The organism is Paenibacillus sp. FSL R5-0636 (assembly GCF_037974255.1).
GTDB classification, from domain to species: domain Bacteria; phylum Bacillota; class Bacilli; order Paenibacillales; family Paenibacillaceae; genus Paenibacillus_AQ; species Paenibacillus_AQ odorifer.
Window position 1 is genome coordinate 6,291,647 of record NZ_CP150232.1, and the last position, 17,678, is coordinate 6,309,324.

Annotated in this window: 13 protein-coding genes, 1 pseudogene and 1 riboswitch; of the genes and pseudogenes, 1 reads left to right on the forward strand and 13 read right to left on the reverse strand. The window is 41.6% G+C overall.

Translation table 11 applies throughout. The features are described 5' to 3' along the window. Positions 1-199: 199 nt before the first annotated feature. From ahpF to MKX34_RS28735, 7 genes and pseudogenes are all read right to left on the reverse strand, one after another. A complete protein-coding gene (gene ahpF / locus MKX34_RS28705; RefSeq protein ID WP_036681374.1) occupies positions 200-1,729 on the reverse strand; it encodes an alkyl hydroperoxide reductase subunit F in 1,530 nt (509 codons plus the stop codon). A 14-nt stretch (positions 1,730-1,743) separates the two neighbouring features. After that, positions 1,744-2,307 carry an alkyl hydroperoxide reductase subunit C gene (gene ahpC / locus MKX34_RS28710; RefSeq protein WP_036681373.1) on the reverse strand — a complete coding sequence of 188 codons (564 nt, stop codon included), beginning with the start codon at positions 2,305-2,307 and terminating at the stop codon, positions 1,744-1,746. A gap of 249 nt (positions 2,308-2,556) precedes the next feature. Further along, positions 2,557-3,434, reverse strand: a pseudogene (locus MKX34_RS28715) (aminoglycoside phosphotransferase family protein). Between the two features lie 93 nt (positions 3,435-3,527). Further along, complete coding sequence (locus MKX34_RS28720; protein WP_081383879.1) at positions 3,528-7,091, reverse strand: alpha-amylase family glycosyl hydrolase; 3,564 nt, start codon at positions 7,089-7,091, stop codon at positions 3,528-3,530. A gap of 254 nt (positions 7,092-7,345) precedes the next feature. Further along, complete coding sequence (locus tag MKX34_RS28725) at positions 7,346-8,332, reverse strand: phosphotransferase (RefSeq protein ID WP_076296437.1); 987 nt, start codon at positions 8,330-8,332, stop codon at positions 7,346-7,348. Between the two features lie 85 nt (positions 8,333-8,417). After that, positions 8,418-10,160, reverse strand: a complete 1,743-nt coding sequence (thiC, locus tag MKX34_RS28730) for a phosphomethylpyrimidine synthase ThiC (protein WP_076296438.1) — start codon at positions 10,158-10,160, stop codon at positions 8,418-8,420. Positions 10,161-10,263: 103 nt separating this feature from the next. Continuing rightward, positions 10,264-10,372, reverse strand: a riboswitch (TPP riboswitch). Between the two features lie 71 nt (positions 10,373-10,443). After that, the gene (locus MKX34_RS28735) at positions 10,444-12,495 is read right to left on the reverse strand and encodes a beta-galactosidase (protein ID WP_076296439.1); all 2,052 of its coding nucleotides are present in this window, start codon (positions 12,493-12,495) and stop codon (positions 10,444-10,446) included. Positions 12,496-12,665: 170 nt separating this feature from the next. Between MKX34_RS28735 and MKX34_RS28740 the strand changes: the two genes are divergently transcribed. Continuing rightward, the gene (locus MKX34_RS28740) at positions 12,666-13,499 is read left to right on the forward strand and encodes an AraC family transcriptional regulator (RefSeq protein ID WP_052097339.1); all 834 of its coding nucleotides are present in this window, start codon (positions 12,666-12,668) and stop codon (positions 13,497-13,499) included. Positions 13,500-13,554: 55 nt separating this feature from the next. On the opposite strand, the gene MKX34_RS28745 is transcribed toward MKX34_RS28740, so the two are convergent. From MKX34_RS28745 to MKX34_RS28770, 6 genes are all read right to left on the reverse strand, one after another. Then, the gene (locus MKX34_RS28745; protein ID WP_076296440.1) at positions 13,555-14,079 is read right to left on the reverse strand and encodes a hypothetical protein; all 525 of its coding nucleotides are present in this window, start codon (positions 14,077-14,079) and stop codon (positions 13,555-13,557) included. A gap of 30 nt (positions 14,080-14,109) precedes the next feature. Continuing rightward, complete coding sequence (locus tag MKX34_RS28750) at positions 14,110-14,610, reverse strand: hypothetical protein (RefSeq protein WP_076296441.1); 501 nt, start codon at positions 14,608-14,610, stop codon at positions 14,110-14,112. 357 nt (positions 14,611-14,967) lie between these two features. Continuing rightward, a complete protein-coding gene (locus MKX34_RS28755; RefSeq protein ID WP_076296442.1) occupies positions 14,968-15,756 on the reverse strand; it encodes a helix-turn-helix transcriptional regulator in 789 nt (262 codons plus the stop codon). A 419-nt stretch (positions 15,757-16,175) separates the two neighbouring features. Next, positions 16,176-16,547 (reverse strand): iron chaperone, encoded by a 372-nt coding sequence (locus MKX34_RS28760; RefSeq protein ID WP_076296443.1) that lies wholly within the window; start codon positions 16,545-16,547, stop codon positions 16,176-16,178. A 58-nt stretch (positions 16,548-16,605) separates the two neighbouring features. Continuing rightward, a complete protein-coding gene (locus tag MKX34_RS28765) occupies positions 16,606-17,040 on the reverse strand; it encodes a hypothetical protein (RefSeq protein ID WP_076296444.1) in 435 nt (144 codons plus the stop codon). Next, on the reverse strand, positions 17,024-17,242 hold the full coding sequence (locus tag MKX34_RS28770) for a helix-turn-helix transcriptional regulator (protein WP_038573407.1): 219 nt from the start codon (positions 17,240-17,242) through the stop codon (positions 17,024-17,026). Before MKX34_RS28770 ends, MKX34_RS28765 begins: the two co-directional genes overlap by 17 nt. Positions 17,243-17,678: the final 436 nt, after the last annotated feature.

The window sequence follows — 17,678 nt, forward strand, 5'->3', positions numbered from 1 at the left end:
CATACATGCATTTAATCTAAATATTTAATTTTGCTTAATTCATATTTTAGATATGTATTCGCGAAAATCTTCATAAAATCCTCCAAAAAAGTTTACAAACACCCATTTCTCTCTCACAAAAGACGGATAACATAAAAAAAAGCCCCCACTTTGTGAAAAGTGAGGGCTTTCGTTCTCTTGCTGTTACTAATAATATCGATTAGTTACGGATCAGATAATCAAATGCTCCTAGCGCTGCAGTTGCACCGGATCCCATCGAGATAATGATTTGTTTATAAGCACTATTAGTGCAGTCACCAGCAGCAAATACTCCTGGTAAGCTAGTAGCACCATGGCTATCTACAACAATCTCACCTACGCGAGTACGTTCAACTGTGTCACCTAGCCATTCTGTATTTGGAACCAGACCGATCTGTACAAATACACCCTGCAATTCAACATGGTGAGTCTCTTCTGTCGCACGATCAACATAAGAAATACCATTTACCTTATCAGTTCCGGTAATTTCTTTAGTTTGCACGTTTTTAAGAACAGTAACGTTAGGAAGGCTGTAAAGACGATCTTGCAGTACAGCATCAGCTTTGAGCTCTGGAGCAAATTCCAGAACCGTTACATGCTTCACTATACCTGCAAGGTCAATAGCTGCCTCAATACCTGAGTTACCGCCGCCAACAACTGCAACATCTTTGCCTGCAAACAAAGGACCATCACAGTGTGGGCAGTAGGCTACACCTTTGTTCTTGAATTCAGCTTCACCAGGCACGCCCATATTCCGCCAGCGAGCACCTGTAGACAGAATGACCGTCTTACTCTTTAGAACAGCGCCGTTCTCGAGTTCAACTTCAATTAAGTCATTTTTGTCTAGACGTCTGACACGCTGCAATTTCATCACATCAATGCCATACTCTTTTACCTGCTCTTCAAGTTTAGCTACGAGTTGAGGACCTTCAGTGTACTTCACACTAATAAAGTTCTCGATACCAAGCGTGTCGTTAACCTGTCCGCCAAAGCGTTCAGCAACAATACCTGTACGAATACCTTTACGTGCCGCGTAAATGGCTGCACTTGCACCAGCTGGGCCGCTGCCGACAACAAGCACATCATATGGAGCTTTATTGTCAAACTCTGATGCGTCCACACTGCTGCCCATTTTAGCTAAAATTTCTTCAACCGTCATACGACCACTTTCGAAAAATTCACCATTAAGGTAGACGCTTGGAACAGACATAATTTCTTTGCTTTCTACCTCTTCTTTGAATACTCCACCGTCAATCATCGTATGGGTAATGCCCGGATTAAAGATACTCATAAGATTCAGTGCTTGTACAACATCAGGACAATTATGACAGCTCAGGCTAACATAAGTTTCAAACTTATATTCACCACTAATGCCTTTGATCTGATCAATTACACTTTGCTCAACCTTAGGAGCTCTTCCGCTAACTTGCAACAGAGCCAATACTAATGAAGTAAATTCGTGTCCAAGCGGAGTTCCGGCAAAGGTTACACCCGTATCTTCACCCACACGATTTACACTAAAGCTTGGGGTTCTAGATAGTTCGGTTCTTTCCACCGTAATCCTAGCTGACATTTTGGCAATTTCATCAACTAGTTCAGTCATCTCTTGTGATGCCTCGTCAGCGCCTGCACTGAGTTTCAGTACTACATCGCCTTCCAAGAGTTCTAGGTATTGCGCTAGTTGAGCTTTTATTTCTTGATCTAGTTTCATTTAGCTTTCGCTCCTTAAATCTTACCTACAAGATCGAGACTTGGTTTAAGAGTTTCTGCACCTTCCGACCATTTCGCTGGGCAAACTTCACCTGGATGATTGCGTACATATTGCGCTGCTTTAATTTTGTTAACAAGAGCGCTAGCATCACGGCCGATACCACCAGCATTAATCTCAACAGTTTGAATAACACCGTCTGGATCAATGATGAATGTACCACGATCAGCAAGACCGTCAGCTTCGATCAATACATCAAAGTTGCGGGAAACCACATGGGAAGGATCGCCGATCATAATGTACTTCACCTTGCCAATTGCTGCGGAGCTTTCATGCCATGCTTTATGTGTAAAGTGTGTGTCAGTAGAAACGGAATATACTTCAACACCTAGTTGTTTGAGGGTTTCATATTGGTTCTGCAAATCTTCTAGTTCAGTTGGGCATACGAATGTGAAGTCAGCTGGGTAAAAGCAAACTACACTCCATTTACCTTTGAAGTTTTCTTCTGTAACATCGATAAATTTCCCATCTTGAAATGCGCTTGCTTTGAATGGTAGTACTTCTGTTCCGATTAATGACATATTGTTTAATCTCCTTTGGGTTTAATTTATGAATAGAGTGGATACTATTTATAATTATTATAATTAACCAAATTAAGGCCTGTCAAGTTATTTATAATAATTCTAATATGATAATCGTTGTCAGTCGCTAAATGTTCATACAAATTCCTTTCTTTCGGATTTAAATACAACACTTTATCATCTGACTGATGCTCATTCGTACTTATTGACTATTATGGTTTAGTTTACATGTTTTATGTAGTTCAATTTCTACAATTCGATGTCTTCTACTATTAAATTGATAATATTCAAGGATTCTTCCGCTACTGTTGGGTTAGAATATCGATTTCCATTATAGGTGATCAGTGCTTTCCATAAAGCCCACCCTCTTGCTCTATTCCACGTTTGTGCATCCATGTTTAATACCTTTTTAAAGATTCTTCTACTAGCCTCATCAAAAAAAGTCCACGCCATTGCAGCATCACAAGCAGGATCACCCACCCCTAATATGCCAAAATCAATGACTGCACAAAGCTGTCCGTCTTTGACTAATATATTTCCAGGTGCGATATCACCATGAACCCAAACTGGTTCTGACTCCCATTCAGAGTCTAATGCCAGTTCCCAGATCTTTTTCAATAGACCTTCATTAAAAATATCTTTATTATGCTCAATCGCATTTCTAGATTCCTCATCATATACAGCTAAGGACCCACCTCTATAAAAATTATGCTCTCCGGCTAAAGGTCCCCCACTAGCATCAATAGACTGTAATTCAATTAAAAAGCTTCCCAAGTCTCTCGCAAATTGATTGAGATCATTAATGTTCTCATGGGATAAAGTCTCTCCCTCTAGCCAATTATTAATAGACCAAGGCCAAGGATATTCTTTGGTAGTGTCCCTTTTGCTAATGGTGTTGAAATAGGTAACGTCAGTCCTTTCTTTAAAAAAGGTAACCATAGTTGTTCTTTCTCCACTTGAGGAACATAAGCGGCTGCACTTGGTAATCTCACACTCATCTGTTCACCTAAATGAAAAGTCCGATTATCATGCCCACTGAATTTTACAGACCTGATCTCTAAATCGGACCATTCAGGAAATTGTTCATTTATTAATCTTGCTACTAAATCGACGTCTATAGTATGCATAATATCTCTCCACATATATGAAATTGAAGCAACACCAGTTGCGGAATCCGGGCTGATGTTGCTTCTTTTTAACTATGAAATGGATACAAGGGTCTACTTCAGATAGGTTCCTGACTCTCCGATTCCACCACTACCGTTCAATACATATACACGCGCATTTCCTTTACCGGAGCAGTTGATTGTGATCACACCGTTGGTAACGGTTTTCGTATCACCAGTGACCGCATCCACATAAGTTCCGTTAGGAATTCCGGTGAATGTTGCATTTCCTGAGATCGTAACCAAAGCAAAGCTATCGATTCCTTTGCTACTATCAGTGTATCTTCTTTTAAATGCCAAATCACCTGATACATTTTCTGTAGAATATTGGCCTTTTTGCAAAGCAGGAACAGCTCTTCTGATTAAATTAAGTTGTCTGATATGTTTCGCCAGAGGATAATTTAACGAGTCTGCAAGTGTGCCAGTAGCATTGGTATATTTACCGTAATCTTGAACAGTAACACTACCCTCAATATGATCGCCAAAGTAAGCACGGCCTGTTGTACTTAACGGTGCATTTGGACCTACATCTATGACTGATCCTTTTTTAAACTCAATTTCAGAACCATAATAGATCGCAGGTATTCCTCGGAAGGTGAACATCAGAGCGAGATTCTCAGCCCAAGTGTCCTGTGTGCCGGCAAATCTTTGATTTTCTGGTGCCTGGTCAGGTGCATAGTCATGAGAGTCAATATAAGTTACATTCCAGGTAGCATCATTATAGAATTGATCACCGCTTCTCATACTGAATGCTTCCTGAGCAGTCTTGAAGGCCCAGTGCATTGGAAAATCAATAACATCCATACCCGATTTCATCGAATAGTCAGGCGTATGATAAGTATTTCCTGTTAAAAAAGCATTGTTCGAGGTAGGCTGTCCTGCTGTAGTAGAGTTATCTGCCCACTCTTGTTCCACCGATAGCTTGTTGGAAGCGTAATCATTTTGACCGTCACCCGGATAGGATTTTGAGCTTTTCCAAGTATAAAATGGTGTTGATATCGCCGGGATTCCACTGTTCCACACATCTCTGTACCGAGTAGCCACTTCCCCAAAGACAAAGAAGTCTGAGCCCCCTCTTGTTTTCCATGCCGGCACAAAATATTTGTTAAAAATATACCGGCTTACATGCTTTACAGTATCGACCCGGAAAGCATCCACACCCATATCAATATATTGATTATAGCTGTCGATTAGATACTGATTCACTAGAGGATTTTCTGTGTTTAAGTCCACACAGTCTCCCGCAATCTGTCCTGTCTGGACGGTATAAGACTCCCAAGAAAGACTTTTTTCCGTATGGTAAATGTTATTGTTAGTCTCCGCAGTCTTCATTAAGGCAAGTCTTGCCTGATATTGCTGATCAGGGGTCATGGAATCATAGTTAGCTGGCAGCTTATCCGTAATTTTGAGCATGTTACTCACGGTGTCCGCCGCCGCCGGATCTTTTTTGAACATCGGGAACAGATTTTCTTCTCCAAAATTACCGGTATGATTGACGACAATATCTTGAATAACCTTTATCCCTCTAGCGTGCGCCGCATTGATCAAATCCTGATAAGAAGCCCCTGCGGATTCATATCTTGGATCTATTTTTGCAAAATTAATTGCATGGTACCCATGATAATCATAACCGCTGGCATTCTGCACCACAGGTGTAATCCAGATGGCACTGAAGCCTAGGGCTTTAATGTAATCGAGCTTTTGAATCAGTCCTTTGAAATCCCCTCTCCAAGCTGGATCAGAGTCCGGATTTCCTGCCTTGGCATCCTCCCATGCATGCTCGTTGTTACTGGAATCACCGTCATAGAACCGGGAAGTGATTACAAAATAAATCGTATCTTCACGAAAATCGCCCTTATTACCAATGTTATAAACAAAACTCTGTTTGGTTTCATTTCCGGCACCATCGATCACAAGAAATTTTAAGGTTGTCGTCTTGTTAATTAAGATAGACGGTCCTGCAAGAGATGTCAGTGCATTGCCTGAGATATAGACTTTTGAACTCGTTGTTGGTTCCGTACCATTATCTGTGTAATATGCTGTAGTTGTTGCCGCCTTGTTGTCTTTTATATTAAAAGATACGGAAACCGCTGAGCTCGAATTCCCAACAGGCAGATTCGCAGTGATAATCGGAGCTTGCAAATCGGCATTCAGATCAATCACATAAGCAAAAGAGCCTACATTACCCGCTTGCCCTATAGAGTTAACGCCGAATGCTTTGATAGTCAAAGATGAAGGTACTTGGATTGGAGTCGTATACAACGTTGAGGTTGTCGTAGGTGTCGAGCCATTGGTCGTATAATAAATTTTATCGCCGCTATTTGTACTGGATAGTGTCACCGTTTGGGCAGAATCATAGGTTTTGGGCACAGGAGAGACGGTTATCACCGGAACCTTAGGAACGTCTGGATTGGCGTCATACCATACATTATCTGAGTTATACCAGCCCTCTTTTATGCTGCGAGATAAGTCAGCCGTCTGTTTGCCATTGCCGTCATTAAAGATCAGGCTTGCACCTGTAGCATTTGGAACAGTATAGCTATACCAATCGTTTCCGTCCGATTTCATCAGTATTCCCGGCCATGCTCCACTAGTCGGAACGGTTGCCGGATTCAGATTCCAGTAATGGATGCGGATCGCTGCATTCCAGCTTGCTGGTTTCTTAAAGTGAACGGTTAGCCCCGCTGAAGTTGGTGTAGGTGTTGGCGTCACTGTTGGCGTTGGTGTGGGTGTTACGGTGGGTGTTACGGTAGGTGTTGGCGTTACTGTTGGTGTAGGATTTACTGTTGGCGTTGGTGTAGGAGTTACCGTAGGTGTTGGCGTTGGTGTGGGTGTTATGGTAGGTGTTGGGGTAACTGTTGGCGTTGGTGTAGGAGTTAACGTAGGTGTTGGTGTAGCTCCGGCCGAAAGGGTCACATAATCGATATTAATATTCCCGCTATCATCCGAGTCATATTTATAAGCAAGCGTGTTATTTCCTGCCTGTAAGGAGAGCATTTCTGTTTGGTCTGCCCATGTATCCCAGTTGGCCAGGTTCGCTAATGTTGTCTGTGTAACCTTTATTCCATTGACATAAATGGACACCTTTTTGGCACTGCCGGATGCATTAGCATAGTGAAGCGTGGCATTATAGGACCCTGCTGCGGAAGACTGGACGTTAAAAGTGGTGGCTGCTCCTGTAGTTGTATATCCATCAACAAAACCAGTGCCCGAATATCCGGTGTGATTCGTATTTACTTTTGCACCACCAGACAGGGATGCACTCTCTGCTTCGTATTTCCCGGCAACCGGAATAACCACCGTCCAGTTCTTCCCGCCGTTATTGTCCCAACTATCCGTTGGAGCCGTGATGTGATAACAATAAATTAGGGTGGCACCTTCCTGAACATTGAGGTTGGCGGTGAACGTGGTTCCATTTTTGGTCATCACCGTGTCCGTAGTATTAGCCCAGTTATTCGTAGTCCAATGTAAGGTCACAGCTGCCGCTGTAGGATTGGTATAGGTGACTGTATGATCCGTATTGCTGGCCGATGCTCCACCTGATAAACCAAATAAACTAAAAATGAGCGAAAAAATAATTAACCACGAAATATAACGCCTGGATTGTTTGGATACCAAGTAAATAACCTCCTCATAATTTTAAGTGCAGCTTACGATTTTAAGCGCTATCGTGGGGTGCAAACGTTTGCAAAAATGAGAAAAAAAGAAATACTTGATAGTTTTAATCTCCTCCTTCAATGATTAATAAGGAAAAAAATCATTGTATGCGTTTACAAACGGTTCAATATCTGATGAATTTTCCTTGTTAAGATTATAGGCGCCAAACTTTTGCTGGTCAATGCATCTTTTAGGCTATAATTCAATCGTTTTCACTATAAGTTCCCTAAGATAGCAGGTAAATTGTTCAGGTTCTTAGCCAGCCAATTCATTTCTTTTGCAAAACGTTTTGGAGGTACACTATGTTTGTCCATCGCGGCATTAATCCACCACGGGCTTTCCATATACCACAACAACTGCAATGATTTTGTTAAATCCCCCTGCTCCACCGTTCGTTCCTCACGATATCCGTCAATAAATGCTGAAGCTAGTGCTCCATCTAAATCTTCATCTAAAGCACATGACATCACTGCTCGCGCCACATCTAGCTGCGGATAATCATATTTGAACCGATCAAAATCTAGAATTGCAGACAATTGGCTATCTTGAAATAAAAGATTATCAACCCATAAATCACGATGTGCCCATCCAGCTACAAGTCCTTCGAATATTTCCGGATCTATTTCTTCAGTCGCTCTCAGTTGTATCTCTAGGTCAGTGATGATTGAAGTTTTGCCCATTTCCTTTGATTGTTGTAGGAGTACATTCCAATGTTCTAAACGTTCCTCAGGGCTTTGGGGAATAAATTGTGGGGTTCTTTTCAAACTAAGGGTCCCATCATTTAATAAACGATGCATTTTACCTGTGGCACGACCCAAATCAAACATTTGAAGGATGTTAATTTTGCCCGGCTCTATGACACGCCCTTCACAATATTCCATAACCATAAACGTCTCTCCCATATCTGATTCCAGTAAAACTTTATGGTTATAAGCCAACAATTCGGGACATGGGAGTCCCTGTAGATACAATCTTTTCTGTTGAGAAAAGGCGAAGCTCAGTTCTTCTGGGTTATACAATTTATATCTTTTTTTGTTGTATTGTTTAAGTAGAAATGGTCCTGATTCCGTTGTGATTTTCCACTTAAGATTTAACCAGCCACGTTTTATTGGGGTAGCATGAAGGACTTTCAATCCAAAAAAATGATAGAAACTATTACTTAAATCCTCTAAAATGGCTTCCTCTGAACGAATCGCTTCCATTTCATCAACTCCTATCTATTCAAAGTATAAAAGAAGAAGCCGCCAATGACGACTTCTTTTAGATATTTCTTTTTATCAGAAAAAGTTATCTATAAATGAGGCTCCCGCCTTGGAGAAACTCTTCTGCCTTCTCTTGCATTCCTGATTCAATTCTCGTCGAATTACGGATATTATGAGAGATCTTCATACTGCAAAATTTCGGCCCGCACATGGAACAGAAATGAGCTGTTTTAGCGCCTTCCGCAGGCAATGTCTCATCATGATATTCTAGCGCTCGCTCAGGATCTAACGATAAATGAAATTGATCACGCCAACGAAATTCAAAACGGGCTTTCGAAAGAGCATTATCCCGGTCTTGTGCTCCTTTATGCCCTTTCGCCAAATCTGCGGCATGAGCCGCTATTTTATAAGTAATGACCCCTACACGTACATCTTCCTTATTAGGCAGGCCAAGATGCTCCTTCGGAGTTACGTAACACAACATTGCTGTACCGAACCAACCAATCATCGCTGCACCTATAGCAGAGGTAATATGATCATAACCAGGCGCAATATCTGTAGTCAGTGGACCTAATGTATAAAAAGGGGCTTCGTTACAGGTTTCAAGTTGCTTATCCATATTCTCTTTAATCAAGTGCATCGGCACATGTCCTGGACCCTCTACCATCACCTGTACATCATGACTCCAAGCTATAGCTGTTAATTCACCTAACGTCTCTAACTCGGCAAATTGTGCTTCATCATTCGCATCAGCAATCGAACCCGGACGTAATCCATCGCCTAGGGAAAAAGAAACATCGTACAGCTTCATGATTTCACATATCTCTTCAAAATGTGTATATAAAAAGTTCTCTTGATGATGCGCAAGACACCATGCCGCCATGATGGAGCCACCTCTTGAAACAATGCCTGTCATACGTTGTGCAGTCAACGGGATATAACGAAGCAGAACCCCCGCATGAATGGTAAAATAATCAACCCCTTGCTCCGCTTGCTCAATGAGCGTATCACGGTACACTTCCCATGTTAAATCTTCCGCTTTCCCATTCACTTTTTCCAACGCTTGATAGATAGGCACCGTGCCAATAGGAACAGGAGAATTACGGATGATCCACTCGCGTGTCGTATGGATGTTTTTACCTGTGGAGAGATCCATTATATTATCTGCACCCCAGCGGGTGGCCCATCTCATCTTCTCTACCTCTTCCTCTATGGATGAGGATACTGCGGAATTTCCTATATTGGCATTGATCTTCACTAAAAAATTGCGTCCAATAATCATTGGTTCACTCTCTGGATGATTGATATTTGCTGGAATGATGGCGCGGCCGCGGGCTACTTCATCTCTTACAAATTCCGGTGTCACATTCTCACGAATCGCAACGTATTCCATTTCCGAAGTAATAATCCCTTTGCGTGCATAATGCATTTGAGAGACATTACGCCCCTTTTTCGCTCGCAAAGGTTTTCTATGGAGCGCTGGAAACACTTCCGCCACAGCTTTTCCCGTTGCATTCCCGTTATCTTCAGGCTTCACGGTTCTTCCTTCGTACGCTTCCGCATCCCCTCGTTCCTCAATCCAGCTTAGACGATTGGGCTCTAACCCCTGACGAATATCAGTATGAATATTAGCATCCGTGTAAGCCCCGCTTGTGTCATAGACATGAATTGGGGCATTCTCCTCTTCGCCGTCTATGCCCGCAGTTGGACTAAGTGAGATCTCCCGCATAGGCACCTGAATATCAGGCCGTGAACCCTTTACATACACTTTTTGACTTGCTGGAAAAGCTGATAGATTGATTGGATCGTTGTTCAATTCGCTTGTCATCTCAATTCCTCCTATAAGGTGATTTGATCAAGCGGAGACGGTCTACTCCCCACACATAGAAAAGGCCACATCTGTATAAGATGCGGCCTTAGAGTAGACAAATAGAAATAGAGCTCCATTTCCTCCGCTGGCATTATCCAGATCAGGTTTGACGGTCGATAGTTATAACTATCCTCTCAGCCTGGTCCCACCAAGCTCCCGTGACTATATAATTGCTACTTCAAAGTATAACCGAAAAGAGAGAATTATCCAAATCTACTCAAATGTGAGATCAATGTATACGTTAGTTTAACACCAATACCCCAAATCCTTCCAGAAGCACCTCGCCCGACAATGTTGTGCCGCTCAGTAAATCTGTTTTGGTCTCACGAAGATGGATCGTGACAGGAGTCTCACTATAATTAAGCAAAAAAGCATAACTGGAAGAAGCTCCGGTACGGACTTGCAGCTCTACCTCTTCTGGGAGCTCCAGCCAATCTGCTGGCGATTGTAGATCCATTAAATTTATGATCTCAGCCGCTGCCTGTTCATTAAATACGGCTCCGTAATACCAAACCTCACCCTTGCCGCGACGATTTCTAGTTACCGCCGGTTTTCCCGCATAATAATCAGAAGCGTAAACCGCCATCACTTCAACCGAAGCTTCCTCTATTTTGAGAATATCATTAAAGTCATCTGCTCCCGTAACGACTTCGGCCGCGCCCGACCAGCTAATTGTTGTTGGCTGACGACTGCCCTTAACCATTGTGAATTCTTCAACTGTGATCCCGCATAGATCCTTAGCAGCACCTGGGAAAGGACGCATATAACATTGACCCCGCTCATCCTTATACCCAGTTCTACAGCCGAAGATCAGTTTGCCGCCTTGCTGAACATATTCATCCAGCAGTGCTGCTGTCTCATCTGTCATAATCGCTGGGTGAGGATAGATAAGCACGTCGTACCTTGCAAGCTCCTCCAGCGTTGTTTTTTTGCGTAAATAGAGTACGTCATTCGGGATATGCTTCCGTTGAAGCGCCTTGTACCACTCCTTATTGCTCTTCCACATAAACGGGCCATGCCAAACATCGTATTCTCCATCCCACTCATTGTCATAATCACGAACAATAGCAATGTTAGCCTGATTACGAGTACCGACAAACGCTTGACCTGCTGCTGCCAGCTCCTGACCGATCTGCCCCGCTTCCCGCACTCTCCGGTTAGGCTGATTATGATAGTCATTGATTCCATGCCAATAAATTTCATTGCCCATCGTAGCTGTCCGCCAGCGGAAATATAACACCATATCTGCCCCATGAGCGATCGACTGATAAGTCCATAACCGCATCTGCCCGGGCTTTGGAGAAGGCATATCCATCCGGTTCACCCAGCCACCCGGGCCCGACTGCTGCTCCATAATGCAGAAATTCGGGGATATCGAACGAACAACAGATAACGACAGTCCCCAGCCTCTATCATTCAGCGGATTCCGCTCATTCGGGTCATAAAAAATAGTAGAGAACTGAGGATAGGAATCATAGCTGAAGAAATCCAGCAGTTCATCCGTCATTTCATGGCTATCGAGATGACCGAACAGACCGTTCGTGGTTACCCATTGCTTAGGGGCAAGTTTACGAATGATATCCGCTTGGTTTTTGGCAAAAGAAATTGTATTGTCCGAAATAAACCGTTTTTCATCCAATGCCTGATGAGGATTGGGTTGCTTCGGTACTGGAGTCGGACGTGGAAGATAGACCTGAGACCAGTCACTATAGCTTTGATTCCAAAAAACAGCTCCCCATGCCTCGTTCAAATGCTCAAGCGTAACATATTTCTGCTGTAGCCATTCCCGGAAGGCCTTATGGTCACTCTCCGAATAAAATTCACTGATCTCACAGTTGAGCTCATTATCAATTTGCCAGCCAACTACACCCGGATGATTGCCGTAATGTTCAGCCATTTGTTCTGCAATACGTGCACACAGTTCCCGGTATTTAGGACTGCTGTAATTATAATGGCGGCGCATGCCATGCTGAAGTGTAACACCTTCGTAGGTTACATTTAATACTTCTGGATATTTATCAGTCAACCAAGCTGGAGGCGTTGCCGTCGGAGTACCAAGTACAACCTGAAGACCATATTTATGTGCTAGATCAATCGCCCGATCAAAGAGCCCGAACTGAAACTCCCCTTCTGTGGGTTCAAAAATAGACCAAGCAAACTCCCCCATCCGAATGATCGTAAAGCCGAGTTCACGCATCCGGCGATAATCGTCCTCCCACATGTTTTCTGGCCAGTGCTCCGGATAATAACAAACGCCAAGCTCGAATTTTTCAGTTGCGACAGGTTTCTTCATCATTACCTCCAAAGTATTAAAAATATGCTTTCAATATTTTATAATTCTATTGTAGTATCAATGATAAGAGGTCTTATATAACAAAATATTGCTATCATATAACAATCTTGCGTTTATTGCCTTAATCCAACTTGCGCTCTGTTGCGCTACAGAAATGGGTGCTGCCAAACATGAAGAAACAATGGTATTTGCCGACACCGGCTTTTTCAAAATATGTCTGTTATCCTGAATTTTTGGGACATTACACTCACTTTCCACAACATACAGAGAGAAGAAGCGAAGGGTTTCTGGGGAGTTATAACCTGCATTTGATCTTTGGTGGGGAGGGTTATGTATTCCATGAGGGCGAACGTATTCCGATGAGTAGAGGACGAGGTTTTCTGTACCCAAAAGGGGCTTATCAGCAATACGGCTCTGACCCAGGCGAGCCTTGGGATGTCCGATGGGTTCATTTTAATATTGAAATCGTCCTCCCCTTATTAGAGGAAGTGGACCAGTCCCGTGCATACCTGTTCACTTTTGATTTGGATGCTAAGCTGGACGAGCTATTCGAGGAAATGTACCTACTGAGCGCTTCCTACGTGACCCGTAGCGAGCCAAGACTATCTGCTCTGCTGTATGAGCTTCTAGTTAAATTGCTGCAGAACTCCGAGCCGCTTCACGGCTCAGTACCGCACGAGGTTAGACAGTCCATCCGGAGTGCTGCAGATATCATTCATGTCGAATGTGCCAGCCCTTGGTCTCTGGAATCGATGGCAAGATTGACCGGGTACAGCAGCTATCATTTTCTAAGGCTGTTCCGGGTGGTTATGGGCAAAACTCCAAACCGTTATTTAACCGATTGTCGGCTGGCTAAAGCCAAGCTTTTACTGGTTTCCACAGGACTCTCCATTGCTCAGGTTGCGACTCAGTCCGGTTTTGCCCAATCCAGCTATTTTATTAAAGTGTTCAGAAGGTTTGAAGGCATGTCTCCTGTGAAATACCGGCAGGCTTTTGGGGCGTAGACGATCTTCCTTCAGTCCGTAGAGATTCAATCTTAGTCTCTTGGACTTATCACCCTTAAAGATCATCCTTAAGAGAAATTTCATTCTCAATATCTAAACTTATTGTTTCGGAATGAATCTCCCCTTCATTATCATTCCATGTAATAGATAAAGTGGTGTTTTCATAATTTTGTCTATTTTTATTTAATTCGTCATACGAATACGGACCTGTTATAGACCCGATATCAGTGTTACTTAATATTGAAACGGGTCCATCCGTTGACCTAGCTTCATTTACAAGAACTGTTTCATCCTTATTATTAGTGTTTTTTTCATTGACTTCATACTTATAATAGCTACTATTCACTAAAGCGCTTGGGTCTCCCTTGAACACTAACTTCCCATGTCCCCGTAAAATTTTGCTAGATGAAATTATTATTTTGTAATCTAAAACATCCCATGTATCCCCTGTACCCTTAAGCGTATATACTTGAACACCAGTGTTTAAATTTGTTTCGAACTCTTTATTGAAATATAAATAACTCCATATCGCATTCGAAATAATAACCACAGCTACAAGCACTAGGATTAGTTTTTTCATATCTGCTCCTTTATAAATACTCCCCAGCCATTATTTATATCTTAAATTCCATTCTTTTGACCAATTCGGAAATGCTTCTCCGGTCAATTCTTCGAGTGTTTTTCCATCAATGGTGTAAACCCAGCCCATATGTAATTCATCGAAATCAGGAAAACTATAGCCTCCTATCACTTCATCGTCTGCTTCTAGCAGAAAAATCAGGGTTTGTTTTTTTGTATTATCCTTCTCATTATCTAAGGGGTGGTTTTTAACGATTAACTTACTTGTAGTTATTTCCTTACCTATATAATCGATTGGATCAACACTTTGAACACTCCAATATTGTATGTATGGCATTTCCGTCAGCAGTTTTTTATCTAATAAATATTCAGAAACAATTCCTTCATTACTAATGATCAGATAGCCCATATCGGTAATAAATTGTTCAGCTTTGCTATATTCTTTTTTTGAATTATCGCTAATTTCCTCATCACTACATCCCAATAAAAAGATTAAGAATAACGGAACTATGATTGTCCTTAATTTTTTCATAGGTTCTCTCCTTGCATTGTTTATTATCTCCGCGATAGCCCCATAGATTAATCTTGTTGTATGAATTTAGTATCATCAAACTCTTTAGCGTCTTATAGGCTCTCCATTCCACGCTGCTCTTCTAATTGTTATACCGTCTGACTTCATAAAATAAGTTTTAAACTGACCCTAGAAATTGAAACAGCGACAGCAATGGACGAGAAAATAAAATCCTAGACTTTCGCTGTTTCATTGAACTAAAGTTCCCCATTAACATAATATTCCTTAACTTATTTGCTTTCTTTATCAGGATTCGTTATATATTGTTAACAATAGACATCTGCCAAATATTATACATTGATTCAAGAGCCTAACTTATTATTCTGCCAACTTTTTTCTTATTTTTCTCCAAAAGCCGTCATTCCTCCGATTAATATGCTTTTCATTGTAGATCAGCAGACTATAGGAGGACAACAAAGTAGATGTTCGAATAATTACATATGTGCCTATAGCAATCAAAATGACGCAAATAGGATAATAAGGGATTAACACGCCTTTGGAGATCCCCTTTCTCTCTAGCAAAAAGCCCATTCCACCTACCGCCAACATGCCAGCACCCACAATGATCACAGCTGCGTACCTACTCTTCAATCTATTCAAACGTTCTGTTAATTGCTTCACATAACCTTGATCCAGCATAAGAGCCTCTTTATCCAGCACATGGTACCTTTCCTCGTCTTTCAGTATGGCGGACACAAGAACAACGACACCCGCTGCCGCCAACAAAATGATAATAAGAAAAGAATAAATGACTTGTTCCTTCCGAAGCATCAAATACGGCAAAAAAGACATAATTAGAAGGCACACACCTGTCGCAATGCGATTGGATGACTTTCGCTGATGAATCAAATACCCTTCCGCCATCTCTTGGCTGACATAATACCCACGCTCTTCAACGCCGCCCTTTACCTCGCCCTCCTTTAGCAAATAATCAATGGACACCTCGAACAGGTTTCCAATCATTAGCAATTTTTCGGTTTCGGGGTACCCCTGTCCGTTTTCCCACTTGCTGACTGCCTGTCTGGTTGTGCACAGTTTTTCGGCCAGCACTTCCTGGGAATAACCTTTTTCTTTTCTAAGTTGCAACAATTTTTCACTGAAAGACATTTGCTTGCTCTCCTTTGCTATATCTTGCCTTAATTATAGAAAAACAATGGAGTCTATGCTATATGATTGAGGTTGCGTTTACGACACTTGCAGTTGCAAATGCGTAATACATTTTCTTCTGACATCTAGAATCGCAGCAATACCCTGACCTCTTAAACGTTTCCGCGTTCAGGAATACTAGTGGCTTAGAGCGTTCCAGCACCGAGTCATAGTCTTAGCCTCCTAGGATTGTCTCCGCATAACAGGTTGAACTAACGTGTATAAATTCGCTTTCAACATTCCATCCACCTTCCAAAATATTGAATATTTTGTGCTGAGAATTCAAATAAAAAAGACAAATCACGTATTAAAGTGACTTGTCCTACGGTGCTTCCACATATAAATTTGCTTAAAATGAATTGAACGCTAAATAATACGTTTTATTTCCGCCAAAAAGTTGAACAGTCTGCCTTATCCAAAATATTAAACTCGATCATTTTTTCAAGTAATGAGAAATCAACTGGACTTTCCCACCGGATGCGTAACAACTGCTTGGTGTGATCATAACCTGCCTGCACAATTTCATCAGAAAAACGATTAATTCCTGCAATTTCAGGGGCAACCGCCAAATGATGTTTGGATACACTAAAGCCAATAATAAAAGTATCGTGATCGGTAAACATAGGCTGATTCCACGCAACTTTTGGCTTTAAATCAGTGAATTTTCTGGCTACCCAAGTCAAAACTTCTTCCATTCTTTCCCGATGTTGCGGGTTATCAATTTGCGCTAAATATTCTGCAAATACTTCCATGTCATTCTCTCCTAAAAAAATATTTTCAAATGGTCTAATTGATGTTACGTCACTCCAATTACATTCTCTTAGCATAATAATTAAACAGGAAGATTCCTAAGGAGATTTGAAAAACAAAAACACCACATAACACAGTGACTACAGTTTGATCTACTCCCATTAAACTAAATACAACAGTTAGAGCCATTAGGATGTAAAAGTTAACAATATTAGTTTTCCAACCGGCTTTTTCTCTTATTCTTATTTTCCGTTCGTCATTAGCCTCAATTTTACTCATTCTAACTTTCTCATCATTTTTTACTTTGTTCTGAGGCTTATTAAGCCATAACGAATACCCCATATTTCCTACTCCAAGCACTGCAAGGACTGAACCCACACCAATGAGCAAACCGGAAATTCCTTTTAGCTTCTCGTCGATTAAAATAAATCCACCCATATAAACCATAATAGCACCTGCAATTGTTAAGAGCACCCATTTACTCGCCGTTTTCATTACCCAGCTCCTCCTCGTAAATGAAAATATCTTCAATACTCATTTCAAAAAATCGCGCAATCTTAAATGCAAGAATGATGGATGGGTTATACCGGCCATTTTCAAGTGAACCAATCGTTTGCCTGGATACTTCCAATTTATCCGCTAGTTCTTCTTGTTTAATACCTTTTTCTTTTCTAATCTCTTCAAGCCTGTTTTTCAATATCTTACCTCCTGAAGCAATTATGGAAAGTTAACTTTCCGTAAGAATAACACATTGAAGTGTGTATGTAAAGCTAACTTTCCATCAGCTGAAATTGATTGCAATTTAACCCGTGATCTTTATAGGTGTAATGATTTAGGGCACGCCTTGTTGATACTACATCTGTAGAATTGGGCATGAAAAAACGCCACTCGTTAACTCCCTTATAGGAGTACGGGGTGACGTTGAGTGTTTCACGGGCGACAACTTATGAAAGAAAACTTCAGTTAGCTTAGCCTGCCTCAAGAATATACCCTCCGAAAGTTTGCCTTTTGAATAAAAAAGTCCCGATGATTATTCACATCATCGGGACTAACGTGTCATTGTCAGCAGAAAATAAAATATTAGACTGTCTCTGTTTCATTGAACAAAAGTCTCCTGTTAGCTTAAACGACAT